Annotated in this window: 12 protein-coding genes; 6 read left to right on the top strand and 6 right to left on the bottom strand. The window is 70.6% G+C overall.

The window, feature by feature from the left end:
* Nucleotides 1-324: 324 nt before the first annotated feature.
* The 4 genes from ACZ60T_RS01180 (at nt 325) to ACZ60T_RS01165 (ending at nt 11241) form a co-directional block, all read left to right on the top strand.
* On the top strand, nt 325-6009 hold the full coding sequence (locus tag ACZ60T_RS01180; RefSeq protein WP_469663351.1) for a hypothetical protein: 5685 nt from the start codon (nt 325-327) through the stop codon (nt 6007-6009).
* On the top strand, nt 6006-8891 hold the full coding sequence (locus ACZ60T_RS01175; RefSeq protein WP_469663349.1) for a right-handed parallel beta-helix repeat-containing protein: 2886 nt from the start codon (nt 6006-6008) through the stop codon (nt 8889-8891). The genes ACZ60T_RS01180 and ACZ60T_RS01175 overlap by 4 nt, the downstream gene beginning before the upstream one ends.
* 40 nt (nt 8892-8931) lie before the next feature.
* Complete coding sequence (locus ACZ60T_RS01170; protein ID WP_469663347.1) at nt 8932-10254, top strand: LamG domain-containing protein; 1323 nt, start codon at nt 8932-8934, stop codon at nt 10252-10254.
* 168 nt (nt 10255-10422) lie between these two features.
* A complete protein-coding gene (locus ACZ60T_RS01165; protein ID WP_469663345.1) occupies nt 10423-11241 on the top strand; it encodes an isocitrate lyase/PEP mutase family protein in 819 nt (272 codons plus the stop codon).
* On the opposite strand, the gene ACZ60T_RS01160 is transcribed toward ACZ60T_RS01165, so the two are convergent.
* The gene (locus ACZ60T_RS01160; RefSeq protein WP_469663344.1) at nt 11235-12725 is read right to left on the bottom strand and encodes an amidase; all 1491 of its coding nucleotides are present in this window, start codon (nt 12723-12725) and stop codon (nt 11235-11237) included. The genes ACZ60T_RS01165 and ACZ60T_RS01160 overlap by 7 nt on opposite strands.
* 214 nt (nt 12726-12939) lie before the next feature.
* Here ACZ60T_RS01160 and ACZ60T_RS01155 point away from each other — a divergent pair, with 214 nt between their 5' ends.
* Complete coding sequence (locus tag ACZ60T_RS01155; protein ID WP_365632703.1) at nt 12940-13449, top strand: hypothetical protein; 510 nt, start codon at nt 12940-12942, stop codon at nt 13447-13449.
* A gap of 245 nt (nt 13450-13694) precedes the next feature.
* Here ACZ60T_RS01155 and ACZ60T_RS01150 read toward each other — a convergent pair whose 3' ends face one another.
* The 3 genes from ACZ60T_RS01150 to ACZ60T_RS01140 all read right to left on the bottom strand — a co-directional run bounded on the left by ACZ60T_RS01150 (nt 13695) and on the right by ACZ60T_RS01140 (nt 15614).
* A complete protein-coding gene (locus tag ACZ60T_RS01150; protein ID WP_469663342.1) occupies nt 13695-14486 on the bottom strand; it encodes a S1 family peptidase in 792 nt (263 codons plus the stop codon).
* Nucleotides 14487-14653: 167 nt separating this feature from the next.
* The gene (locus tag ACZ60T_RS01145) at nt 14654-15301 is read right to left on the bottom strand and encodes a GNAT family N-acetyltransferase (RefSeq protein ID WP_469663340.1); all 648 of its coding nucleotides are present in this window, start codon (nt 15299-15301) and stop codon (nt 14654-14656) included.
* A gap of 181 nt (nt 15302-15482) precedes the next feature.
* Nucleotides 15483-15614 (bottom strand): hypothetical protein, encoded by a 132-nt coding sequence (locus tag ACZ60T_RS01140; protein WP_365632711.1) that lies wholly within the window; start codon nt 15612-15614, stop codon nt 15483-15485.
* Nucleotides 15615-15893: 279 nt separating this feature from the next.
* On the opposite strand from ACZ60T_RS01140, the gene ACZ60T_RS01135 reads away from it, so the two are divergent.
* Nucleotides 15894-19550 (top strand): tetratricopeptide repeat protein, encoded by a 3657-nt coding sequence (locus ACZ60T_RS01135; protein ID WP_469663337.1) that lies wholly within the window; start codon nt 15894-15896, stop codon nt 19548-19550.
* A 56-nt stretch (nt 19551-19606) separates the two neighbouring features.
* Here the strand turns inward: ACZ60T_RS01135 and ACZ60T_RS01130 are convergent, their stop codons facing one another.
* Both ACZ60T_RS01130 and hppD read right to left on the bottom strand, forming a co-directional pair.
* Nucleotides 19607-22096 carry an aminotransferase class I/II-fold pyridoxal phosphate-dependent enzyme gene (locus ACZ60T_RS01130; protein WP_469663335.1) on the bottom strand — a complete coding sequence of 830 codons (2490 nt, stop codon included), beginning with the start codon at nt 22094-22096 and terminating at the stop codon, nt 19607-19609.
* Nucleotides 22093-23118, bottom strand: coding sequence for a 4-hydroxyphenylpyruvate dioxygenase (gene hppD / locus ACZ60T_RS01125; protein WP_469663333.1), 1026 nt, complete (start codon nt 23116-23118; stop codon nt 22093-22095). Before hppD ends, ACZ60T_RS01130 begins: the two co-directional genes overlap by 4 nt.
* Nucleotides 23119-23229: the final 111 nt, after the last annotated feature.

Genomic DNA, 23229 nt, shown 5'->3' with positions numbered 1-23229 from the left:
GGCCGTGACTCCTGCCTGCTCTCCCGGGCATGCCGGACCTGCTCCTTGAGGTCGCCTGCCTTCTGCGCGACGTCGTTGAGCAGTTCGTAGTCGACGGCGATGTCGGACACGGCCACCCCCTTCGCGCGAGCGCGATCGCTTTCAGGTCTCCTCGACTGCCGTGTCCAACGCGGCGAGGGCGAGCGATTTCACCCGGGCGTCGAGGAATTCAACCGATCGAGCTAACAATGCGGGTATATGTCGGTTTGATGCTCTACCATTGCGGCGATCGAAGTCACAGAGCGTTACATCTGTGAGCGCTCTGCCACGGGGGAGGAGCAGGGTGTGGCTACGCGTCCTGGAGACTGGGGGGCTCTGCGTCTCGGCGCGGACCCGACCCCGGGTGACGTGGCTGCCCTCACCACCATCGCCGACGCGATGCGCGCCCTCGCCGCCGACGCGGGCACCATCAACAACGGCCTCAAGGTGCTTCAGCAGACCTCCGGTGACGGCCGCCGCTTCATCGGCAGGACCGCCGACCAGCTACGCGGCATGGTCGACGACCACCTCCACAACTTCGTCGGCCATGTCGAGGAGTCCTTCCACCAGGCCGAGGCGGCGCTGCGTACGTACGCCACCGCCCTCGCACAGGCGCAGAACGACGCCGACCAGGCACTGGCCGCCGTCCATGGACTGGCCCACGACGACCCGCGACGGCAGACCCACATCGACCGGGCCGACGACGCGAAGACCACGCTCGCCCACGCGGCGCGCACCCTGGAAAGGACGCTGACCGAGGCCGGGTCGCTGATGGTCATGCCGGTCAGCGACTGCGAGTTGTTCTGGGAAGCCTTCAAGTGGCTGACCATCGTCCTCACGGTCATCGGCATCTTCACCGGCGGCGCCCTCGCGATCCTCGCCTGGGGCATGAACGCGGTCATGCTGATCAAGGCCATCGTCGACTTCAGCCAGGGCAAGGCCAAGGGCCTGGAACTCGGGCTCGCCTTCCTCGGCGTGCTCTTCCCCACCACCAGGGCCCTGCCGGTCGGCGCCATCATCAAGGGCCTGGGCGGCGTCCTGAAGGGAGGCGTCCAGGGCATCAGCCAGGCCGGGAAGAACATCAGCGCGGAGATCGGCCGCTTCTCCGTTCTGTACGGCGTACCCAAGACCGCGGTGGCGCCCCTGGTCGTCGCCGTCCACACCCTCAACGGTGTGAAGGGCGTGGGGAGCCTCGCCAAGGGCGGCTGGGGGTCCCTGGCCGGTGCCGTCAGCAAGGACTGGGTGAAGTTCACCGGTCAAGTCGACGGCGCCTGGGCCAAGTTCGGCGCATACGGAAAGATCACCGCCGGGCGGGCCGGCCGGATCGGCATCGTCACCTTCCTGCCCTTGGACTACGCCGAACTCAGCGTCCTGGGCCTCGCAGGCGCCGCGCGACTCGCCTTCGGCGAGCGGGTCCTGGGTATCAAGTACCCGGAACTGCACGCGCTGTTGGCCCATGCGGGGCGTACGGAAGCGGCGCTGCGCGGCGGCGCCGACGTCGGTAGCGGCACCGGCACGTTCGACAGGAACGGCGCGCTCGTGCCGTTCCGGCCGGTCGGTGCGCCCGGCACGCCGACGCCGACGCGGCCCGTCGGTGGGCCCGTCCCGGACGCCGTCGTACCGGGTGGATCCGTGGACCTGTCGCGCCTGCGATTCCCGGCGGGCCGCGTCCAGGGCGTGCACGTCACGCCCGGCGGACTCCCCGGCATGACCGCGCGCCCAAGTGGCCTGACCGTTCCGGACGTTCACGGCTCCGGTGCCACCCGGCTCATCCAGCAGGTGGACTTCGAAGCAGGGCACATCCGCCTGGACAACAACCTGTTGCTGCCCGCGCACACCGCCATCGACCTGCTCAAGGATGCCCACGTGTCGGCGCCGACAGCCCATGCGGTGACGGACGTTCCCACCGTCCGCGTCCCGGAGCCCTCCTCCGGCGCCGGTTCCGTCCACGGCATCGGCATCGGCGACGGCCAGGCGATGGCCCGCGGCGCCATCGGACACGGCGAGGCCCTGGAGGACATGTCCTTCCCCGAGCTACAGGCGCTGGCCTCGGGCGACGTCGCGGTGACCTCGTTCCACGGGGAGGGCATCAGCGTCCGCATCGGCGACGCGGCGCCGCGTACGTTCACCGCGCAGGACCTGGCGCACACCGTGCCCGGCGGCACGGCACGTACGGACCTGACGGGCGGGCTGGACGTGAAGGTCCCGGTGGGCAGTCCGGCGACGGGCGGTGCCCACGCCCCGCTGAGGGCGGAGATCCCGGATCAGGCGCCGGGTACCAGGGCGGGCGTCCCGTCCGGCGCCGGTTCCACGACCAAGGCGGCTCCTCGACCGGCTCTCGACCAACACGACGTGACGATGAGCCTGTTGGAATCCGGCGGACGTGAACCGGTCCGCGCCACCGGCCGCAGTGCTGCCATGGACCGGGGCGGTTCCGGGGTGTCGGCCCGTCAGGACCTCGACGGCGCGGGCGCGTCCGGCACCGTGGACCACAGCGCCCTCGACCTGATCGCCCACCCGGGCGGCAGCCCGGCCAAGGCCGCGGACACCGCCGTTCCGGCCGCGGTCAGGCCCACCGGACACCCGCCCACACCCACCTCCGTCCCCGCGCCCCCGGGCAACCGCTTCGCCGGTGCCGCGGCCATGAACCAGCGGCTGCGCGCCCGCGACGACCTGATCCTCGGCGGTTCGACCGGTCCCGAAGCCGGAGCGAAGCTCAACGCGTGGGCCGCGTACGAGAACGCGCTGTCGCAGCTCGGCAAGGCGGAGCGCAAGGTGGGTGGGCTGGTGCCGCCGGGCGCCGACCGGGGTGAACCCTCGCCCGCCCTGGCCGAGGCGCTGGACGACCTGGGCGCCAAGCGCGCCGAGGCCGCCGGGGCAGCGGCGAAGCTCGACGAACTGGGCGTCGACGCGGCACGCACCCGTCAGCAGATCAACGCCCTCACCGGCGGCATCTTCGGCGAACACGCCGTCGGCGGCGGTCCACCGCCGCACCCGCGACCGGAGACGCGGGCGATCCCGTCTGTCGACAAGGGAAAGGCGAAGGCGGACTTCGTGGAGCCCGAGCCCGAGCCCGCCCCGAGAAGCCTCCTCCCACGACACCCGGCACCGAAGGACCGGCTCGGCTTCGGGCCCGACGACGCGCTGGGCGCCCGCAGCCGGGCCACGGACCGCATCGTCACCGGAGGCACCGCGGGCTGGGAGGCCAGGCTGCGGCTCGACGCCTGGGATCAGTACGAACGGGCGTCCTACGGCCTGGCCGTAGCCCGGGGAGAATTGGACCGGGTACCCAAGGCGGATCAGCCCGGCTCGTCCACCGCCTCCGCCAAGGCCCTCGCGGCCCTGGACAGGCTGAGTGCCAAGCGCGCCGAGTTCACTGACGCCAAGGCCCGCCTCGATGAACTGGGCATGGATCCGCAGACCATTCAGCAGCAGATCGATGACGCCTACACCGCGATCGCCGCCGAGTGCTGGAAGCGCGGAAGGCCCGTTCCCGGGCCCGGCGGCGCGCCGTTCCACCACCCGAAGGCGCGCGACGTCGAGATGACCGGCCCCGCGCACCATGGCGACCACCACCAGATGCCTGGGCTGCGGTGGGAACCCGACCTCACCAGCCACACCACACCGGGCGACATTCGTGTCAACACCGCGTTCACCGACGCGTTCCAGCGCCTCGGCAAGAGCGACCAGTGGTCGCTGTCCGACGAGCAGTACCTGAACAACCTGCGCCACAGCGTGGACGAACAGCGCCCGATCTCCTATGTCGTCAACACCGTCGTCAGATACGACGACATCAGATTCGACGACATCGGCACAGTCAAGAGAATGGGCGGTCAGCAGACCGACACCTCCCTGACGTCGATCCCCGACTTCCTGAAGGCGGTCACCACCGGACTGCCGGACGGCTACCGGGGGCGGTTCGGTGTGGTGATCGGCATCAACGGTCCGAAGGAGGAACTGGGAAAGATCAACGAGGCGGTGCGCCGCGCCCTGGACGACGTTCGCGCGGACTTCCCGATCGCCGTCGTCGGTATCGGCTGGCATACCGGGAAGTTCCCGTACGGAACCATCCGTAACACCGTCATGACCAGCCTGGCCAGCCGGTCGATGGTGCACGCCATGATGGCCGGCGGTGACGGCGTGCCGCCCTCCCATCCGTACTTCGCCTTCATGGACTTCGACCGTTACCCGCACACCGTGCCCGGCGGACAGCACGTCTTCGACTACTTCGAGAAGAAGTTCGAGATGCGCGGCGTCGAGCGGGCGGGGGAACCGTCGGAGACGGCGCCGCTGCGCCCGCTGATGATGACCGGCGGCTACCGGGTGCCCGAGCCGCCGGGCCCTGGCGAGCCGGACTTGCTCCTGGCCGAGACCAACGCGCGCCTGGCGGACGGGGCGAAGGGGCGCGTCACCAAGGACCACCGACCCGACCTCGCCTTGCGGATCGGCGCGGACATGCGCGCCCGAGCCGGGCACGCCGGATTGCACCCACTGCTGCCGTACCCGCCCGAGCCCAACCTGTTCGTGGACGCCACCGCGACACTGGTGGACAGGATTCCAGGAAGCGAAGGCTGGTTGCCGCTGCGGTTCGGCCCCATGGAATCCGAAGCCAACCACCTGTGCGACGCGCTCAACAAGTTCAACGCCTGGGAGCTGGACAGCACCCTGCCCCGCCTCAGTCATGGCGACTTCAGGCAGCGGCCGGGCGCCATCGTCGACCGCGAGGCGCAACGGGAGATCGCTGCCGGCAACCACACGCTGCCGGTCCGCGGCACGGCCTTCGTCGCCGAGTTCGAGGAGGCGGCCATCGCCACTGATGTCTCCCGGATGATGGCCGGGCTCTTCGGCAAGCGCAAGAAGCTGCCCCAGGACCACGCCGGACTGGCGCAAGTGGAGCGGCTGTTCAGCAAGAAGGGATTCAAGAAGGGGCTGGGGCTGAGCGAAATCCGTGACCAGCGCTTCAAGCTCTCCCCGGAGAACGCGGATCGGATCAACCCGCTGCGGCCGTTCCATCCCCCTGACATCGCCGCACTGAGCGACAAGCTGGGCACGGACGCCAATGTGCTGGGGTCCCACATCTCCGCCAAGCTGGGTGACGACGCGTCGGTACGCGTCGGCATCCGCCAGGAGGACCTGCGCTTCATCACCTACGCCTACGCCCACAACGAGGCCCCGTCGCGCCTCCTGAACACGCTCGACCACGCCATCGTGTACGCCGCGCGCCGACCGCGGCCCACCTCGGTCCTGTACGCCTTCGAGAACGGCCCACCCGAGAACCTGCGTCTGCCCTCGGCGGAGCAGCTTCTGCGAGACGTGCGGGCCCAGTTGGGACATCGCGGCGGTGCGGTCGCCAAGAAGGGGATTCAGGGAGTGATCGACGCGGCGCTCAAGAGCAACCCGGGCATCGACCTCACTCCCCAAGAACTGTCCCTCGCGTTGGCCACAGGGCGTCTGCGCCGCATCCCCGACGACCGCGCCGCGGTCGGGGATGTCGCGTCGACGGACGTCTCGTCGATCACCGAGCCCCTGCGTGGCCTCACTCTCGCGTCCGATGACCTGGGACATGCTTCCGTCCGGGCCGCGGCCGAGGACTTCGCGCTCCAGCGCTATGCCAACGCCCTCGGACGCAAACTGCGCATCACCTTCGCGAACGGCAGCACAACCGATGTCACCCCCGAAGGGGCGGGAACGACGAGGCTGCCGGTGGTGAACATCGAGTGGACGCCCGTGACGACCCCCGTGCACGGTCCGAACGCCGCGCTCTGTACGAATCCGCAGTGCATGGACCCGGTGCATTTCCCGGACGGCGGCCACTGGACCGTGACCGGCGGCGACCCGGTCCCGGCCCCGGCCTCGGGTCGCAAGCGCGGCCACGACGATGAGGGCGCGTCAGGTGGCGCACCCCGCCCCAAGCGCCCGCGCCCGGCCAAGGGCAAGGCCCGGCTCGACGCCCCCGGCGACCCGGACACGCCCATGGGAGGCGTCCGATGACCACGGACCAGACGGTTCCGGTTGCCGCCACCGTGCACCAAGTGGCTCCCGGATGCCCCGGCGCACTGGCCGCAGCCCTGAAGGCCGCCTCTCCGGGTGACGAAGTGCGGATGGCGGCCGGGACGTACGAGGAGACGCTGCGTGTCGCGCGGGACGTGACGCTGCGGGCCCCGGACGGCGGCGGGGTCGTCCTCGCCGCGCCCGCCGGTACCACCCTGGCCCTCGAAGTCCTGCCCGGTGCCCGGCTGACGTTGGAGGGGGTGACCGTACGGGGCGGTGCGGCGGACCGGCCCGCCGTCCTGCTGTCCGGTGGCGTCACGCACTGGCACGGCGGCGGCACCCGCCATGGACGCCTCGAAGTGCTGCGCGACGCCGCGCTCACCATGACCGGCGCCCGCCTGACGGGCGCGGCACTGGCCGGGGCACTCATCCGTACCACCGGTGCGGTGCGGCTGGTGGACTGCGATCTGGAAGAAGCCCAGGGCACCGGCCTCGTGGTGGCAGGGCACTCCCGGCCGGAGTTGACCGGCAGCCGGATCAGGGGTGCCACCGGCTCGGGAGTGCGGGTCCGCGAGAACGCGTCCGTCGTGCTGCGCGACTGCCTGATCGACGCCGCGGGCCGCAGCGGGCTGCTGTGCGAGGACAGGTCGGCGGTGCTGCTCGTGGACTGCCGCGTACGCGACTGCGGCGGCGACGCGGTCCATGTGCTGGACTCCTCGCCGGTACCGCGGAACGGCGACCCGTTCGAGGCGGCGGACACCGCAGCATCACCACAGGCCGGAGGCGGACTGCTGCTGTACGGCTGCGAACTGACCGGCACGGGCGCCGACGCGCTGCACGTCACCGGATGCGGCGACGCCGTGCTGCTCGGCTGCGTCCTGCGGGACGTCGGCGGCTCCGGCGTCACGGCAGGGGAGCGGGCCCGGGTGCGGCTGGCCGACACCCGGATCGTACGAACCGCTTCGGCGGCCCTGACGGTCCACGGTACGGCCCGGCTGGAGGCGCGCGGCACGTCCGTACGCGGCTCGGCGGCCAACGGCCTGCTGGTCACCGACTCCGCCACCGCCCGGCTCACCGAGGGCGAAGTGACCGACTGCCGGTTCAGCGCCGCACACATCGGTGGTGCCGCCGAGGTGACGCTGACCCGGCTGCGCGTCGGCCGGACCCCCGAACACGGGCTGCACGCTGTCGCCGACAGTCGGCTCACCCTGACCGAGGTGCACCTCGCCGACTGCGGCATGTCCGGTCTCGACCTGTCCGGGAAGGCAGGCGCCGACGCCACGGAACTGTCCGTCGTCCGCTGCCGCGACGGTGCCGTCACCGCCTCCGAGGGGCCCGTCCGCCTGACCGACTGCACGGTCACCGACACCGAACGCGCCGGGTTCAGCTTCGGTCCCGGTGACGACACGGAACTGGTCGGCGGCCGGGTGCTGCGCGCCGGTACCGCTGGTCTTGTGGTCCGGGACGGCGCCACCGTACGCGTCCGGGACGTGGAGATCACCGAGGCGGCCGGGTCGGGGACAGTGGTCGCGGCCGACGCCGCCCCGCACCTGAGCCGGGTCCGGATCGTCCGCGCGGGCAAGAACGGCCTGATCGTGGACGCCGGGGGCGCCGGTGTCTTCGAGGACTGCGAGATCACCGCACCCGGCTATCCCGCCGTCCACCTGGGCGAGGCAGCCACCCCCGTGCTGACCCGGATCCGCGTACAGGACGCCGACGCCGACCTGAGCGGCGAGACCGGCGCCGAGCCGGAGGTGCGCGACTGCGTCTCCTGGCGGGTCAAGGACGCCCACTGGCCCGCGCCGCAGGCGCTCGTGCCGGCCACGGTCACCGCGGCGCCCGCCGGTCCCCCGGCCAGGGGCACCGTCACCACGGCCCCGGCCACCGAGGAGGACCTCGACGATCTCCTCGCCGAACTGCACCGGTTGATCGGTCTCGAGCGGGTCAAACAGGATGTCGCCTCACTCGTGAAGCTGATGCGCATGGTCCAGCGCAGGGAGGCGGCCGGGCTCGCGGCGCCGCCGCTCAGCCGCCATCTGGTCTTCGCGGGCAACCCCGGCACCGGCAAGACCACGGTGGCCCGCCTGTACGGGCGCATCCTGGCCGCCGTCGGCCTGCTGGAGCGCGGCCACCTGGTCGAGGCCGACCGCTCCGCCCTGGTCGGCGAGTACGTCGGCCACACCGGGCCGAAGACCCAGCGGGTCTTCATGGAGGCGATGGGCGGCGTGCTGTTCATCGACGAGGCGTACTCCCTGGCGCCCGCGCACGGCTCGGGCGGCGACGACTTCGCGCAGGAAGCCGTCGCCACCCTCGTGAAGCTGATGGAGGACCACCGCGACGCCGTCGTGGTCATCGTCGCCGGATATCCGGCGGAGATGGAGCACTTCATCGACTCCAACCCCGGCCTCGCCTCCCGTTTCAACCGCACGCTGCTGTTCGAGGACTACGGCACCGAGGACCTGGTGCGCATCGTGGAACAGCACGCGGCGACACACCAGTACGAACTGACCGACGCGGCGCGTGCCACGCTCGTCGGCTACTTCGACCACGTCCCCCGGGACGGCCGGTTCGGCAACGGGCGCTCGGCCCGGCAGACGTTCCAGGCGATGACGGAACGGCAGGCGTACCGCGTCGCGGAGAACGACGCGCCGTCCGGGGCGGACCTGCGCTCGCTGTCCGAACTGGACGTACCGGAACTGGATGTACGGGCCCTGGGCGTACGGGAACTGGATGTACGGGCCCTGGGCGTACGGGAATTGGACGTACGGGCCTTGGGCGTACGGGAATCGGACGTACGGGATGTCGACCGCGTAGACCAGCCCGCCCCCAGCGTGCCGCAACCGCTCCCGTCCGGCTCCGGCGCTCCCGTCCCCCCGGCCTGAGAGCCTGACCCGCCTCGCCCGCCCCCAGGAGGAACCACCGTTGTCACAGCCGAAGAAGAACACCGGCCCGGACGACCCGTCCCGGTCCGGTTTCGCAGAGACCTTCGCCAAGGGGCCGCGCACACCACTGCGCGGCCTGGTGCCCGGTCGGCGGGTGTGGAGGACCGTGCTGGGCCTGCCCGTGGTGGCCGGTGTCGGCGTCGGCGCGGTGGCGCTGGTAAGCCTCGGCGCCGCCCATGTCCGCTTCGGCGACGACCAGGCGCGGCCCGCCACCAGGACCGACGCGCCCAAGGACCCGGTGTCCGCTCCCGAGAGCCCGGTCGCTGTCAACACCCCGGAGATCATGGCCCTCGCCCGGTGCGGGAAGGACCAGGTGAAGGTCACCGCGAGACCCGGGAGCGCCTCGTACACACCGGACGGGAAGCCCGCGATCCACCTCGCCTTCACGCACACCTCCGGGGCGGCCGGCAGCGGCCGGGACTGCCGGGTCGACCTGGGGCGCAGGGCCACGCACGTGGAGGTCGAGGACTCCCACGGCGCGCACGTCTGGTCCCCCACGGACTGTCCGGGCCGCTACGGCACTTCGCGCTGGACACGCCTGGTGAAGGGCTCCCCGCTCGGTCTGGTCGTCCACTGGGACCGCCGCCGCAGCAAGCCGCACTGCGCCCTCGCGTCCCCGGGCACAGCGGCCGCGGGCATGTATCGGATCCACGCGTCGACCGACGTGGGTTCCGCGGACGCTTCCCTCGTTCTGAAGCCCAAGCCGGTGGGCGCATGGCCACTTGACGAGCGATCGGGTGCGGCGGACACCGCGGGAGCGCACGACGGCATCGCCACCGGGGTGGCGTGGGGCGCCGGACCTGGCGGGGCGGCCGAGTTCGACGGCGTCAGCAGCCAGATCACCACCAGGGGGTCCGTGCCCGACGCGGGCCCTGGACGCGGCTTCACCATCTCCGCGTGGGTCTACCTCGACACCGGCAGGCCCGACGCCTTCGCCACCGCGGTCAGCCAGGACTCGGGTGACGTGAGCGGCTTCTTCCTCCAGTACTCGGGTGCCGACCACCGCTGGGCGTTCTCCAACGCGGGCGCTCGCAGCCTGTCTTCCAGCGCGCCCACCGAACGACGCTGGACGCATCTGGTCGGCGTCTACGTCGCGAACGGCAGCCAACTCCGGCTCTATGTCGACGGAAAGTACCAGGGCACCGAGACCGCGACACAGCCCATCACGGAGAGCGGACCGTTGGTCATCGGCCGGGCCATCGTCGACGGGAAACAGACGGATTTCTTCCGCGGCGCCATCAAGGACGTCCAGGTCTTCGACGCCGCCCTGACCACCGAGCAGGTCTATGCGCTGGGGCAGTGAGACGATGTGCGGCCGACTCTCACCGAGGGCCCGTACGAGGTGATCGGACCTGAGCCTGTCGGCTGTCACCGACCGGTCGGCCCGGACGGACGGCCGTGTGCGTCAAGCTCGACACTGATGTCGGATTCTTGCCAGCGGACGGCCGCCCCGCACTGTTTGACTACCCGCATGACCACCGAACAGATGGCCAACGCGCGCCTCTTCCGCTCTCTGCACACCCCCGCCGAACCGCTCGCGCTCGCCAACGCCTGGGACGTCGCGAGCGCCCGTGTCATCGAAGCCGCGGGCGCGCCCGCGATCGCCACCACCAGCGCCGGGGTCGCCTGGTCGCTGGGCTCCCCGGACGGCGACGCCCTCGGCCGAGAGCAAGCGCTGGAGCTGATCTCCCGGATCACCGCCGCGGTCGCGGTCCCGGTCACGGCCGACATCGAAGGCGGATACGGGCAGGACGCGGCCGACGTCGCCGCGACCGTCGCCGGGGTGATCGCGGCGGGCGCCGTCGGCGTCAACATCGAGGACGGCACCCGGCACCCGGACGAGCTCGCGAAGCGGCTGGCCGTCGCCCGGCAGACCGCTGACCGCGAAGGCGTGGACCTCTTCCTCAACGCCCGTATCGATACGTACCTGTTCGGTCTCGGGGAGGCGGACACCCGACTCGAGGAGACCCTGTCCCGGGCGCGCAGGTACGTCGACGCCGGGGCGGACGGCATCTTCGTCCCCGGTGTCACCGACACCACCGTGATCGAGACGCTGGCCAAGGGCATCTCCGTACCGCTGAACGTCATGGCCGCCCCCGGCGCCCCGACCGTTGCCGAGCTGGGCGCCCTCGGGGTGGCCCGCGTCAGCCTCGGTCCGGGCGTAGCGCAGGCCGCGTACGCCGCCGCCCGCCGCGCGGCACGGGAACTCTTCGACACCGGTGCCTACGACTCCCTCACGGACGGCATCGCCTTCCCGGAACTCAACGCGCTGCTCGCCTCGCGTCACTGACCGGCGGTCTGGGCCGATCCCGGCGTACCGTCCGAGGACGGACTGACGAAACCGCCGATCTTCTGTTCGAGCAGCTCGGCCAGCCGTAGTGGGGTGCGGTCCTCGAACATCGGGCCGATGAGCTGTACTCCCACCGGCAGGCCCTCGGGGGACCGGCCCGCTGGTACGGCGGTGGCGGGCAGGCCCGGCATAGTGGGCACACCGGCCCAGACGAGCTGGTCGAGGTACGGGTGCTCGACCCCGTCGATGTCGATCCGGCGTTCCCTCGGATCGGGGTTGTGGTCGTGCGGGAACGCGGGAGTGGGCGTGATGGGGCACACCACCGCGTCGAACTCGGCGAAGAGCTGCCGCCAGCCATGGCGGTGGAGTTCACGACGGTGGTTCGCCCCGATCCAGTCGCGGTGGCTGAACACCATGGCGCGCAGCCGCACCGCGTCGAGACTCCGGTCGTCCGCGCTCAGCCGGGCGGCGTGGGCCCGCAACTGCTCGTGCGCTTCGACGGGAAAGTGCGCGACGGAGCTGGAGATCAGCAACTGCGTGTAGATCACCGCGGCTTCGGTCAGGTCGGGAAGCAGCGGGCTGTGTCGTTCGACACGGGCGCCGCCGTCGACGAGCGCGTCGGCCACCCGGTTCACGCCCGCCCGCACGGCGGACCCGGTCGGAATGAGCGGATGCTGGTCGAGGACCAGGACCCGGAAGTCGCACAGCCGCTCGTGGCGCGCGGGCGGCAGCGTCACCTCGTGCGCCACACCGAACGTCAGCGGGTCCGGTCCGGCCATGACGTCGAGCAGGAGCGTGAGGTCGCGGGCGGAGCGCGCCATCGGCCCGACCACGGCGAGGTCGTGTTCAGCGGGCAGTACCGGCGCGAGCGGCGGGACCATACCGCGCATCGCCGTCAGCCCGAGTGTCGGCTTGTGTGCGTAGACACCGCAGAAGTGCGCGGGGGTGCGGAGCGAACCGGCGAGGTCGGAGCCGATGGACAGCGCTCCGAATCCGGACGCCAGGGCCGCCGCCGATCCACCGGAGGATCCCCCCGACGTACGACCGTGATCCCACGGGTTGTTGGTGGTGCCGTACAGCTCATTGAAGCTCTGTATGTCTTGCAGCCCCAACGGTACGTTGGTCTTGCCGAGCACCACCGCGCCCGCGGCCTTGAGCCGCGACACCTGCACCGCGTCCTCGGCCGGTACGTAGTCCCGGTGTGCGGGCATGCCCCAAGTCGTGGGCAGCCCAGCGACGTTGTAGGACTCTTTGACCGTCACCGGAATGCCGAGCAGCGGCCGGTCCTCACCACGGGCGCGCGCCTGGTCGGCATCGCGCGCGGCGGCCCGCGCACGGTCGAAGTCCGGCACACAGACCGCGTTGATCGTCTTGTCGTCCCGCTCGATACGGGCGATCGCCTCGTCGGTCAGCTCCGCCGAGGTCACTTCACCGGCACGCAAGGCAGCCGCGAGTTCCTCAGCCGTCAGGAGATTCCATTCCATGGCTCCGACCGTAACCACCTCTGGAACAGGTCACGAAATACCGTTTCGCGCAACGCGGTCGGACGTATTGGCGAAAGTTGGCGTAGACCAGTGAACGACATGAAAGCCCCGTCGTTCAAGGTGAGTTCACTACAAGACGCTTGGCGGGCGACTAGGGCTCATGCATACTCCTGCTGCACACCGCCCATACCGTGAGTCAAGTAGGAGGCAATTCATGCGACTTCGTGTTCGTGCTGTACTGAGCACGCTAGCCCTCGTCGCCACCGCACTCTTCGCCCCCGGCGTCGGCGTGATGGCCTCCACGGACGCCTTCGCGGCGACCAAGCTCACCCATGCCCAGGCCACCGCCATGTTCCGCGCCGCGGGCATCACTTGGTCCTCGTCCGGCGGCTGCTCCGACCGAAACGGCTCGACGTGCACGTCCTTCGACGGACTCAACCAGGCCACCGCTCAGGGAGCGGTCACCCTCAAGCAGGCCAGCGGCTGCGCCATCAATATCACCGGCGGCACCGAGACCGGACACGCGAGCGGCACGTACTCGCACTGGAACGGTTACAAGCTCGACTACGGCAAGAACACCTGCCTGACCAACTACGTTCACAACGCCTTCACTTACATCGGGCTGCGCGGCGACGGCTACCCCCAGTGGAAGGCGGCCTCCGGCAACATCTACGCGGACGAGGGCACCCACTGGGACGCCCTGTACTACTCCTGCGGCTGCTGACACCCTGCGGGGAGTCTCATTCAGAGGGTGTCTCCTGCTTCTCGTACTGACAGCGGACGTGGCCGCCGCGCTGTTGGTCGTCATCGTGCTCGCCGTCCGAGGGCTGGGCCGGAGGGACACCGGGTCTTTCTGACAGTCCACGCGCTGGGGTCCTGGCCCTGACCCACGGGAGGCCGTCACCGCTTGCTCAGCGGTGACGGCAGCGGTGACGGCGAGGATCCGACCGGCCGAGCTCGGCCGTTCCTTCACCCACTGGGCCCCTGGAGAACGCCTCTGATCCAATCGCTGATCGGAGGAGCGGTGAGATCGGTCGCGATCGTGTCGGAGAAGCCGCAGGCGGGTGCGCTGCCGCGGCTGATGGCTCCGATCAGGACCCCTCGGCCGTTCTGGTAGTCGGCCCAGACCGGGCCGCCCGAATCTCCCTGGCAGGGCGAACCGAACGTAGCGCTGGCCGTGCACAGTTCGATGTCGGGTCGAAAGCCACCCGGGGGCCGATTGCAGGTCTCCGGCGGCAGGACGTACGTGTACAGCGACTTGAGCCGGACAGGCGGTTCGCAAGCAGGCGAGGGGTCGTTGCAGGTGCGTCCCCAGCCGGCGATGAGGACCCGGAAGGCACTGCGAACAGGCTGGACCCTGGGCCCGAGGAAGGCCGGTGGGGCGGCCACATCATGGTCGAGCTTGAGCAGCCCGACATCGAAGGGCCCTGCCGCGCCGCCGCTGTTGTAGCTGGGATGCCGGTACACGGCAACCGCCTTCGCGACCTCGCCGCCGGTCCGGTCCACGGATCCGACGTGGACGGTCGTGGTGCGTTCCGTGAGGGGAAAGACGCAGTGGGCCGCCGTCACGACCCAGTGATGGCCGATCAGGGTTCCGCTGCACGACTCCGAGCCGGAGGCACCGGTGCTCTGGATCGCGGTCGTGGCGGGGAAGTCTCCGGGCGTGACGTACATGCCGCCGATGATCTTGGGACGCGGAACACCGTTGTCGGACGGGCTGTCCGCCGCGGCAGCGGATCCCGTACTGGTGACGGTCACCATGAGGACGCCTACTGCGACAGTGGCGACCAGACACCTTACTCTGGTGAAACCTTCATACAATGTGCGCATATGGTGATATGTAACATCGTGATCACTTCGCTTCAGGGAGCGACTCGCGTGATCGTCTGCCCCCGTGACGTGACCTACGACGCCGCGCCGCTACACGGTCACGTCAGGCCGAACCACGGCAGGCACTCCGACAGCCCCTCCACCTTCACCGGGGCCAGTCGGTGTTGCTGCCACTGTTCAGCGGTGAGGCGGAGCCTGTGCAGCACAGCGGGCTTGGCTCGTACGGCATGACGTTCGATGCCGTCCTCTTGATACCCGAGCTTGCGCGATACCGTCAGCGAGGCTGTGTTGTCGGCATATGCGCCGGAAACAGCGTGCTGCGCGCCGAGCCCGACGAAGGCCAGGTGAAGGACAGCCGCGCGCATCTCGGTTCCCAGGCCCTGGCGGTGATAAGCCCTGCCCAGCCAGGATCCGGTGCCTACTTCACGGCGGACCGAGAAGTCCCGGGCGCTGATGCCCTGCGTACCCACGACGATGCCCTCTCGCACGACTGCCAGGTTCAGCACCCAATTCTCCGGCTGCCACTCGCTCCAGCAGCGCCAGTGGTACTGGAGGACATTCTGAGCACGCTGCTCGGGCGTGACATCGGTCCATGCCACGTTGAACGGCTGCACCGCCGGATCATGCACACCATCGGCGGCCAACGACGCCAACGCGGCGAGATCATCCAGATTCGGCAACCGCAACTCCAGCCGCGGCGTGGTCAACCGCAGGCCCGCGAGCGGCCAGTGGGTCAGCAGGTTCATGACCAGGGATTCTCCCCACTCCCGACCATCGTGACCACTGAATTTTCGAGGGCAGGCGTATGGGTGAGGCCGTTGTCGGCGAAGAGCGAATGCGGCTGTGCCAGGCGGCGGGGCTGATCGACGTGGGGGCGGTCAACGCGGCGGTGCGCGCGGCCGGTCACGTGCAAGGGCCCCTCTCCTGTCAGAGCAGATCGCGCAGTTGATCGAGCAGGAAGCGGACAGAGGCGGAGATGACGGCGCTCAACGTCAGCTTGCGCACTTCGGTGAGCTGTGAACGCCGGTGCTGCGGGCGGTGGTTGTGGTTGCGCGACATGGTGATGTCCTGACGTCGTAGGGATTGCACGGACGGTCGGCCTTCCGGTCTCCCATGTTCAGGAGCCGTGAGTGCCCTACGCTGAAGTGCGATGACGCCCGCATCCTGGTCACAGATCACCCAGTTCGAAGGCATGCCGTATCCGCTCCTGGGCAGGACGCTGCGATGAAACGCGACGGGGCGCGGGCGGGGCACGGCCAGGAGAGGGCCGCGAGAACCGGAAGCAGTGGCAAGCGGCTCATCTCACGGCCCGCGGTGGCACCAGGCCCACTGCGTACCTTGAAGAACCTGATCTACGGGGCATACGTGGCGGCCGGTGCGCCGACCCTTGACGACATGGCGCTGGCGGTGGCCGAGGACGACGCACTGCGCGCCTGTCCGTCCCGGGACACCGTCAACCGTCTGATCGGCGAGGCGACGACGGCCGGGAAGCAGGCGGACGTCACGGCGCTAGTGACGGTGCTGACGCGGATGGCCGGAGGCGACACGGAGCAAGCCGCCCGCGACGCGGCCTCGTTGTGGACTCGAGCCCAGCTCGCCGAGCCGCTCGGCCGTCCCGTCACCGACATCGATCCGTACGATCTCGAAGTCCATCGGGCGATCACGCTGCGGGGCGTCGGCGGCCTGCCCGCCTATGTGGAACGCGACCACGACATCGAACTGCGTCGGCTGGTCACCGAGGCCGCTCAGGGTGCCAGTCGACTCGCGCTGCTGGTGGGGACGTCGTCAACGGGCAAGACCAGGGCATGCTTCGAAGCCGTCCGACATCTGCCGCGCGACTGGAGGTTGTGGCACCCCATAGATCCGGAACGGCCCCAGGCCGCGCTGTCCGCGCTCGGCCAGGTGGGCCCCAGGACCGTGGTCTGGCTCAACGAAGCCCACCACTACCTGTTGCACCACGAGCACGGCGAGTCCATTGCGGCCGGTCTGCGTACGCTCCTGTCGGACGACACGCGGGCTCCGGTCCTTGTCCTCGGCACGATCTGGCCCGGTCCCGGCTACTTCGACGCCTTGCGCACCACACCGTCCCCCGGCCGCCCGGATCCGCATGCCCAGGCGCGGGTCCTCCTCGCGGGTCGAGTCCTCCACGTCCCGTCGGCCTTCTCTCCCTCCGAGGTCGAGGAACTCCGGCAGTCGCACGACCCACGTCTCGCGGCGGCTGCCGCGTCGGCTCAAGACGGCATGATCACCCAGTACTTGGCCGCCGCGTTCGAACTGATCGACATCTATGCCGCGGCGCCCCCTGGAACCAGGGCTCTCCTCGACGCCGCGATCGACGCACGTCGGCTCGGCCACCCGATCGGCCTCCCGCTGCCCTTCCTCGCCGCCGCGGCCGAGGCGTACCTGACCGACAGCGAGTGGGAGCTTCTGCCGGACAACTGGCTCGAGCAGGCCCTGAATCAGCTCACCGATCCGATCAAGGGAGCACGCGGCCCCCTGCACCCGCAAAGGCGTCCGCGGGGCTCCACGGGGTCGGCAAGTCCGGCCCCCGGACAGACATATCGACTGGCCGACTTCCTCGAGGACCATGGCCGAGGCGAACGCCGTCTCGAACGTGTGCCCCCACTGTTCTGGCAGGCAGCCCTGCGGCACTGCGACACCGAAGGCGCCCGCGCCCTCGCATCGGCCGCGGCGGCCCGAGGCTTCGCGGAGACCGCATGCCGCCTGTGGGCCAAAGCCGGTGACCACGAGAAGGTGGCGCACGCTCTGACGGAGATGCTGCGGCCGGACGAGGCTCTGCCGTGGTACGAGCGCGCCGCGGCCGACGGGAGGGCGCGGGCTCTCCGCGACGCCGGCCGCTGTCTGGCGGAGACGGGTCGCGCCGATGAGGCCCTGGACTGGTACGAACGTGCCGCTGCCGCCGGTGACACGGAGGCTCTCCTGGACGCGGGTGACCAACTCGCGGAGGCGGGGCGCCTCGACGAGGCTCTGGTGCGGTTCGAGAACGCGGCGGCCGGAGGCGTCGACGACGCGCTCCTGATGGCCGCCGGCCACCTTCTGACGGCGGGGCGTCCGGAGGAGGCACTGACGTGGTACGAGCGAGCTGCCGCCGAGGGGGATCCCAAGGCGCTGCACTGGGTCGCGGCAGACCTGACCAGGGCCGGGTATCGCGATGAAGCCGTGGTCTGGTACGCGCGGACCGCCGCGGCACAGCGGACCCCGGGCGCGTACCGCTGGGCGGCCGACCGCATGGTGCAGGCGGATCATCTGGATCAGGCTCTCGTCTGCTACCGGAGTGCGGCCGATGCAGGGGACAGGGACGCGCTCCTGGTGGCGGGCGACCGGCTCACGGACGTCGGCCGCCTGGACGAGGCTCTGCGGTGGTACGAGGATGCGTCCGACGCCGGTGACTCGGGAGCGCTTCGCTGGGCCGCACAGCAGTTGGTGACGGCAGGCCGCGCGGACGAGGCCCTGGCCTGGCTGGAACGGGCGGCCGGTCTCGGCGATGAGGAGGCCCCGCGCCGTCTGGGCGATCAGCTCGCCGCGGCCGGACGTCTGGACGAAGCCCTGACCTGGTACGGGCGGGCAGCCGACGCAGGCGATGTCGCCGCACTGCACGCGGCAGGCGATCGGCTGGCCGACGCGGGACGTCTGAGCGACGCCCTTCCCTGGTACGGACGCGCCGCCGCCCGGTCGGGACCGCGTCACCTCCGCCTGGCGGGAGAGCGGCTCGCCGACGCGGCACGGTGGGACGAAGCGCTGGTGTGCTTCGAGCGGGCGGCCGAAGGCGGCGACACGGAAGCTCTGCGCCTGGCCGGTAACCGGTTGGCGGGGGAGGGGCGTCTGGAAGAAGCCCTGGCGTGGTTCGAGCGTGCCGCTGAGCACGGCGACGCACGGGCACTCCTGCTGGCGGGTGGCCGGTTGGCGGAGGAGGGGCGCCTGGATGAGGCCCTCACCTGGTACAGGCGGGCGGCCGAAGCGGGTGAGACCCGCGCGAGCGATGACCGCGCTCTGTCCGAGATCGCCGACCAGCTCGCCGACGACGGGCGTCTCGACGAAGCACTGACCTGGTACGAGCGGGCGGCTGAATTCGGCGATGAGGAAGCGCTGTTGATGGCGGGCGACCGACTCGTGGAGGTCGGTCGTCTGGAAGAGGCGCTGCCGTGGTTCGAACACGCGGCGGAAGCCGGGGACATGGACGCCCTCCGCTGGGCAGCCGCCCGGCTGTTCGAGGCGGGCCGTACGGACCAGGCGTTGGCGTGGTTCGAGCGCGCGGCCGACAACGGTGACGACGCCGCTCTCCACTGGGCAGTCAACGCGCTCGCGTCCGAGGGTCGTTGGAAGGAAGCCGAGCGCTGGTCGGCGCGCGCGTCCGCAGCCTGCGGCCCGGATGCCTGGGAGCCGATGGCACAACAGCTCGCGTCGGCGGGCCGTTTGGACGAAGCTCTGACGTGGGCGAAGCGGGCAGCCGACAACGGGCGGATCACGGCGCTGCGTTGGGCGGCCGACCACCTGGTGAGGGCGGATCGTCTGGACGACGCGCTTCCCTGGTACGAGCGGGCAGCCGCACAGGGGGACGGTAACGCCGTACGGAAGGCCGCCCATGAACTGTGGAACGCGGCACGCTTCCTCGAAGCGCAGCTCTGGTTCGAGCGCGCGGCCTCCGACGGGAGCGATGCGGCGCTGCGTTGGGCGGCCGACCGGCTGGTGATGGCGGATCGTCTGGACAACGCGCTTCCGTGGTACGAACGAGCGGCCCTCAAGGGCGACACCGACGCGCTGCAGGTGGCAGCCGGTCAATTGGCCGTCGCGGGCAGGACGGAGGAGTCGCTCACCTGGTTCTGGCGAGCCGCGGACGTCGGCGTGAGCCTGCGCGGCGGCTGGTTCCCCGCCCTGAGTCGCAGCCTCCTCGGCGACACGGCCGACGTACTCCTGCGCTACGGGCGGGACCCCACCGGGGCCCTCGCCCACCCATGGCAGATGGAACCTGGCTGACGTACGGGGTGCCCGCCGAACGGTGGAGCAGGTTCGGCGGGCCGGGTGATTCCGGGCTATCCCGTCTGGGCCTTGACGAAGCGCGCCAGCCGTTCGACGCCGTCCGTGATCTCCCGGTGCGTCAGATAGCTGACCGAGAGCCGCAGGCTGAAGTCGCCACCGCCCTGCGGATAGAAGTACGACATGGGTGTCCAGATGACCCCGAATTCCTCAGCCGAGCGGACCAGCGCGGAATCGTCGGCGCGGAACGGGACGTCGACAGAGAGGAAGAAGCCGCCGCTCGGCTCGTTCCATCGGATGCCCAGCGCGGCCCGGTCGCTCTCCGGGAAACAGCGGTCGAGTGCTTCGAGGGTCACCCGCATGGCCTCGCCGTAGTGGGACGCGGTCCGGGTGTTGAAGCGTGAGGTCCGGCCGTTGGCGGTGAGGAGCATACCGGCGACGACCGCCTGACTCACCGGCGACGTGTTCACGGTCACCATGCTCTTGATCTTCGTGAGTTCGTCCGCCAGCAGCCCGGTGCGCCCCTGGGCGTCCGTGACGGTCTGGTCCGCGATCACGAAGCCCACGCGTGCGCCGGGAAAGAGCGTCTTGGAGTAGGAGCCCAGATGCACGACCCGGCGGTGCCGGTCCAGGGACTTCAGGGTCGGTAGCTGCGTTCCGGGGCTGACCATCCGGTACGGCGTGTCCTCCAGGATCAGCAGGTCGTGGCGGTCCGCCAGCTCCAGCAGTTCCCGACGGGCGCTCAGCGGCATGGTGGTGCCGGAGGGGTTGGAGTGGTCGGGGACCACGTAGAAGGCGCGCGGGCGTCGGCCGCGTGCCCGCTCGGCGAAGAGCGTCGCCTCCAGGGTCGCGCGGTCGAAGCCGTCGCGGCCCTCCTCGACCGGGGTCACCTCGACGTCCAGCAGCCGAGCCGCGCCGGTGATCCCGACGTAGCAGGGGCTGGAGACCAGCAGGGCGTCCTCGGGCCCCGACATCAGCGCCCGCACCGCCAGGAGCATCGCCTCCTGACAGCCGACGGTGACCACGATCGACTCGGGCGTCACGTCGATGCCCTCGTCCTTGCGCAGCGAGTCGGCGATCAGTTCGCGGATCTGGCCGCTGGTGGGGCCGTACTGGAAGAGCGCCGAGCGGATCTGCCCGGGTGAGGCTCCGCCCGCCTCCAGATGGTCCAGATAGCGGCGCAGGTACGCGAGGACGTGGTCGGCCTCGAAGAATCCGTCGTAGGGGCGGCCGGGTGCGAAGGAGATCGCGTCGGGGTAGCGGTGCGTGATGTCGTTGAGGAAGGTCATGGTGTCCAGCACCGGGTCACGGACGCTGCCGTGCAACTCCTCCTTGCTCAGGGCGAAGTCGTCGGATCCGCTACGTCCGGCGGGTGCGGACGGAGAGAGGGCGGAGTGGGTGGCGTGGGCGGCGTTCGTCGGGTGGGGCGTCGGCCGGTGGGAGTTCGCCGGGTGGGGTGCGGGCCGGTGGGAGTCCGTCGTAGTGGCCACCAAGTGGGGCCCCGCATCGGCGACGGTGGCGGTACCGGTGAAGGTCATCGCCTCCGCCAGTTCCTCGACGACCATGTCCAACACCTCCCCGACGCCGTCCTCCTGGCCCACCGCCAACCCGTGCAGCACGGGCCGTCCGAGGAGCACCGCGTCGGCACCGAGCGCCAGCGCGGAGAGCACGTCACGCCCTCGCCGGACACCGCCGTCGAGGAGGACCGGACAGTTCCCCGCCACAGCCGCCGCGATCTCCGGCAGGACGTCCAACGTGGCCGGAAATCCGTCCAGTTGGCGGCCACCGTGGTTGGACACGACGATGGCGTCGGCCCCGGCCGCGAGGGCGCGGTGCGCATCGGCCGCGGTGAGGACCCCCTTGACCAGCACCGGCAGGGAGCTGATGGAACGCAGCCAGTCGATGACCGACCAGTCGAGGGTGTCATCGAAGGCGGTGCGTGCGTGGTCCGCGGGCGAGGCGAATCCGTCTCCGGTGAGGTTGGCGGGCGTGACGCCCTCCGGCAGCCGGAAGTCGTTGCGCAGGTCGCGCAGCCGTCGGCCGAGCCGGGGCGCGTCCACCGTGAGGACCAGCGCCTCGAATCCGGCACGCTCGGCACGCTCGACGAGTTCACGTGTCAGGGCGCGGTCGCGGAAGCAGTACACCTGGAGCCAGAGCGGGGCGTCCGCCGCCTCGGCTATGTCCTCGAAGGTGCGTCCGGCGAAGGTGCTCACCACGAACGGCAGTCCGGCGCGCCCGGCGGCCCGTGCGGTGGCGACCTCCCCGGAAGGGTGGGCCATCGTGTGGTACGCGACGGGGGCGACGGCGAGCGGCGCGGCCCAGGTCCGCCCCAGGATCCGGGTCGCGGTGTCGGGTCGGCCGACGCCCGACAGCACGCGCGGCAGGAGCCGCGTACGGTCGAAGGCGTCGGTGTTGGCCGCCAGCGTCCGCTCCTCCCCGGCGCCGCCTTCCAGGAAGTCCCAGGTGGCGCGAGGGAGGGCCACCGAGGCCCGGACCGCGTAGTCGGCCAGGGTGTGCAGGCCCCGCGGGGCGTCCGCGCCGGTCATCGGGCGGCCAGGTGGTCGTGTTGCACGGCCTCGTACAGGGCGCGGATGTTGGCGCTGCCGAACCCCCGGGAACCCTGGCGCTGGATGAGCTCGTAGAAGAGGGTGTTGCGCTCGTAGGGCGAGCGGCTGAACAACTGCAGGAGGTAGCCCCACTCATCGCGGTCGGCGAGGATCTGGCCGGCGCGCAACTCGGCGATCTCCCCACGCATTTCGGCGAATCGCTCGGCGAGCATGTCGTAGTACGTGCCGGGGGTGGTGAGGAACTCCACGCCGCGGTCCCGGAATTCACGTACCGTGGGGATGATCTCGTCGACCAGGAAGGCCAGATGCTGGACGCCGGGACCGCTGTTGCGGTCGAGGAACGCGTCGAGCTGCCCGGGGTTCTTCGTCAGGTCGGGGGCGACGAGGGTGAAGGTGACGCCTCCGGAGGCGCTGCGGACGACGATCGAGTCCATGGCCTGTCCACCGACGGCGACGTACTCGGAGGAGTAGCGGTCCATACCGAAGGCGTCCCGGTAGTAGTCGGCGTACTCCGCCAGCCGGTTGCCCTCGACGCAGACGGCGACATGGTCGAGCAACCGGATCCGGCCCGTGGGTTCGGCCGGTGGCTCGGGCGCGGCCACCCAAGGGCGGCCCGGGGGCAGGGCGGGCTCCGCGTCGTCGTCGAGGTGCGGCAGCAGAGTGTGGGTGACGTCGCCGAAGCCGGACACGACCGGGTGGCCGTACTCGGCGTCGAGTGGCTTGGCACCGGCCGCCACTGCCGCGGAGCGGGTCTCCGCCACGTCGTCGCAGGTCAGCGCGATGTCAGAGATGCCGTCGCCGTGTTGGTCGAGGAAGGTCGAGATTCCCCGGCCCGAGGTGACGATCAGATGTGTCGTGCCCTGCCGCAGCAGGACGGAACTCCGGTCGGACTGCACGGCGTCCGCGACGCGGAGGAAGCCCATCCCGCCGACGAAGTGGTCGACGGCGGAAGGTGCGTCTTTCGTGTAGAGCTCGACGTGCGCTATGTCGTGGACCGACACAGAAGTACCTCCTGAAGGACCGATGACGGGATGTTGATCGGCTACCAGCGCCACTCCTGCCGACCGCACAGGTGTCCGGCCTCGCTGCCGGGTCCTGGCGCCAGGTCATGA

The organism is Streptomyces sp. NPDC104371, from assembly GCF_055583785.1.
This window is presented reverse-complemented; position numbering and strand designations above follow the sequence as displayed.

Coding starts and splice junctions, on each gene's coding strand:
- ACZ60T_RS01175 (WP_469663349.1), top strand. CDS start 6,006: ATGACCACGGACCAGACGGTTCCGGTTGCCGCCACCGTGCACCAAGTG.
- ACZ60T_RS01165 (WP_469663345.1), top strand. CDS start 10,423: ATGACCACCGAACAGATGGCCAACGCGCGCCTCTTCCGCTCTCTGCAC.
- ACZ60T_RS01160 (WP_469663344.1), bottom strand. CDS start 12,725: ATGGAATGGAATCTCCTGACGGCTGAGGAACTCGCGGCTGCCTTGCGT.
- ACZ60T_RS01155 (WP_365632703.1), top strand. CDS start 12,940: ATGCGACTTCGTGTTCGTGCTGTACTGAGCACGCTAGCCCTCGTCGCC.
- ACZ60T_RS01150 (WP_469663342.1), bottom strand. CDS start 14,486: ATGGTGACCGTCACCAGTACGGGATCCGCTGCCGCGGCGGACAGCCCG.
- ACZ60T_RS01145 (WP_469663340.1), bottom strand. CDS start 15,301: ATGAACCTGCTGACCCACTGGCCGCTCGCGGGCCTGCGGTTGACCACG.
- ACZ60T_RS01140 (WP_365632711.1), bottom strand. CDS start 15,614: ATGTCGCGCAACCACAACCACCGCCCGCAGCACCGGCGTTCACAGCTC.
- ACZ60T_RS01130 (WP_469663335.1), bottom strand. CDS start 22,096: ATGACCGGCGCGGACGCCCCGCGGGGCCTGCACACCCTGGCCGACTAC.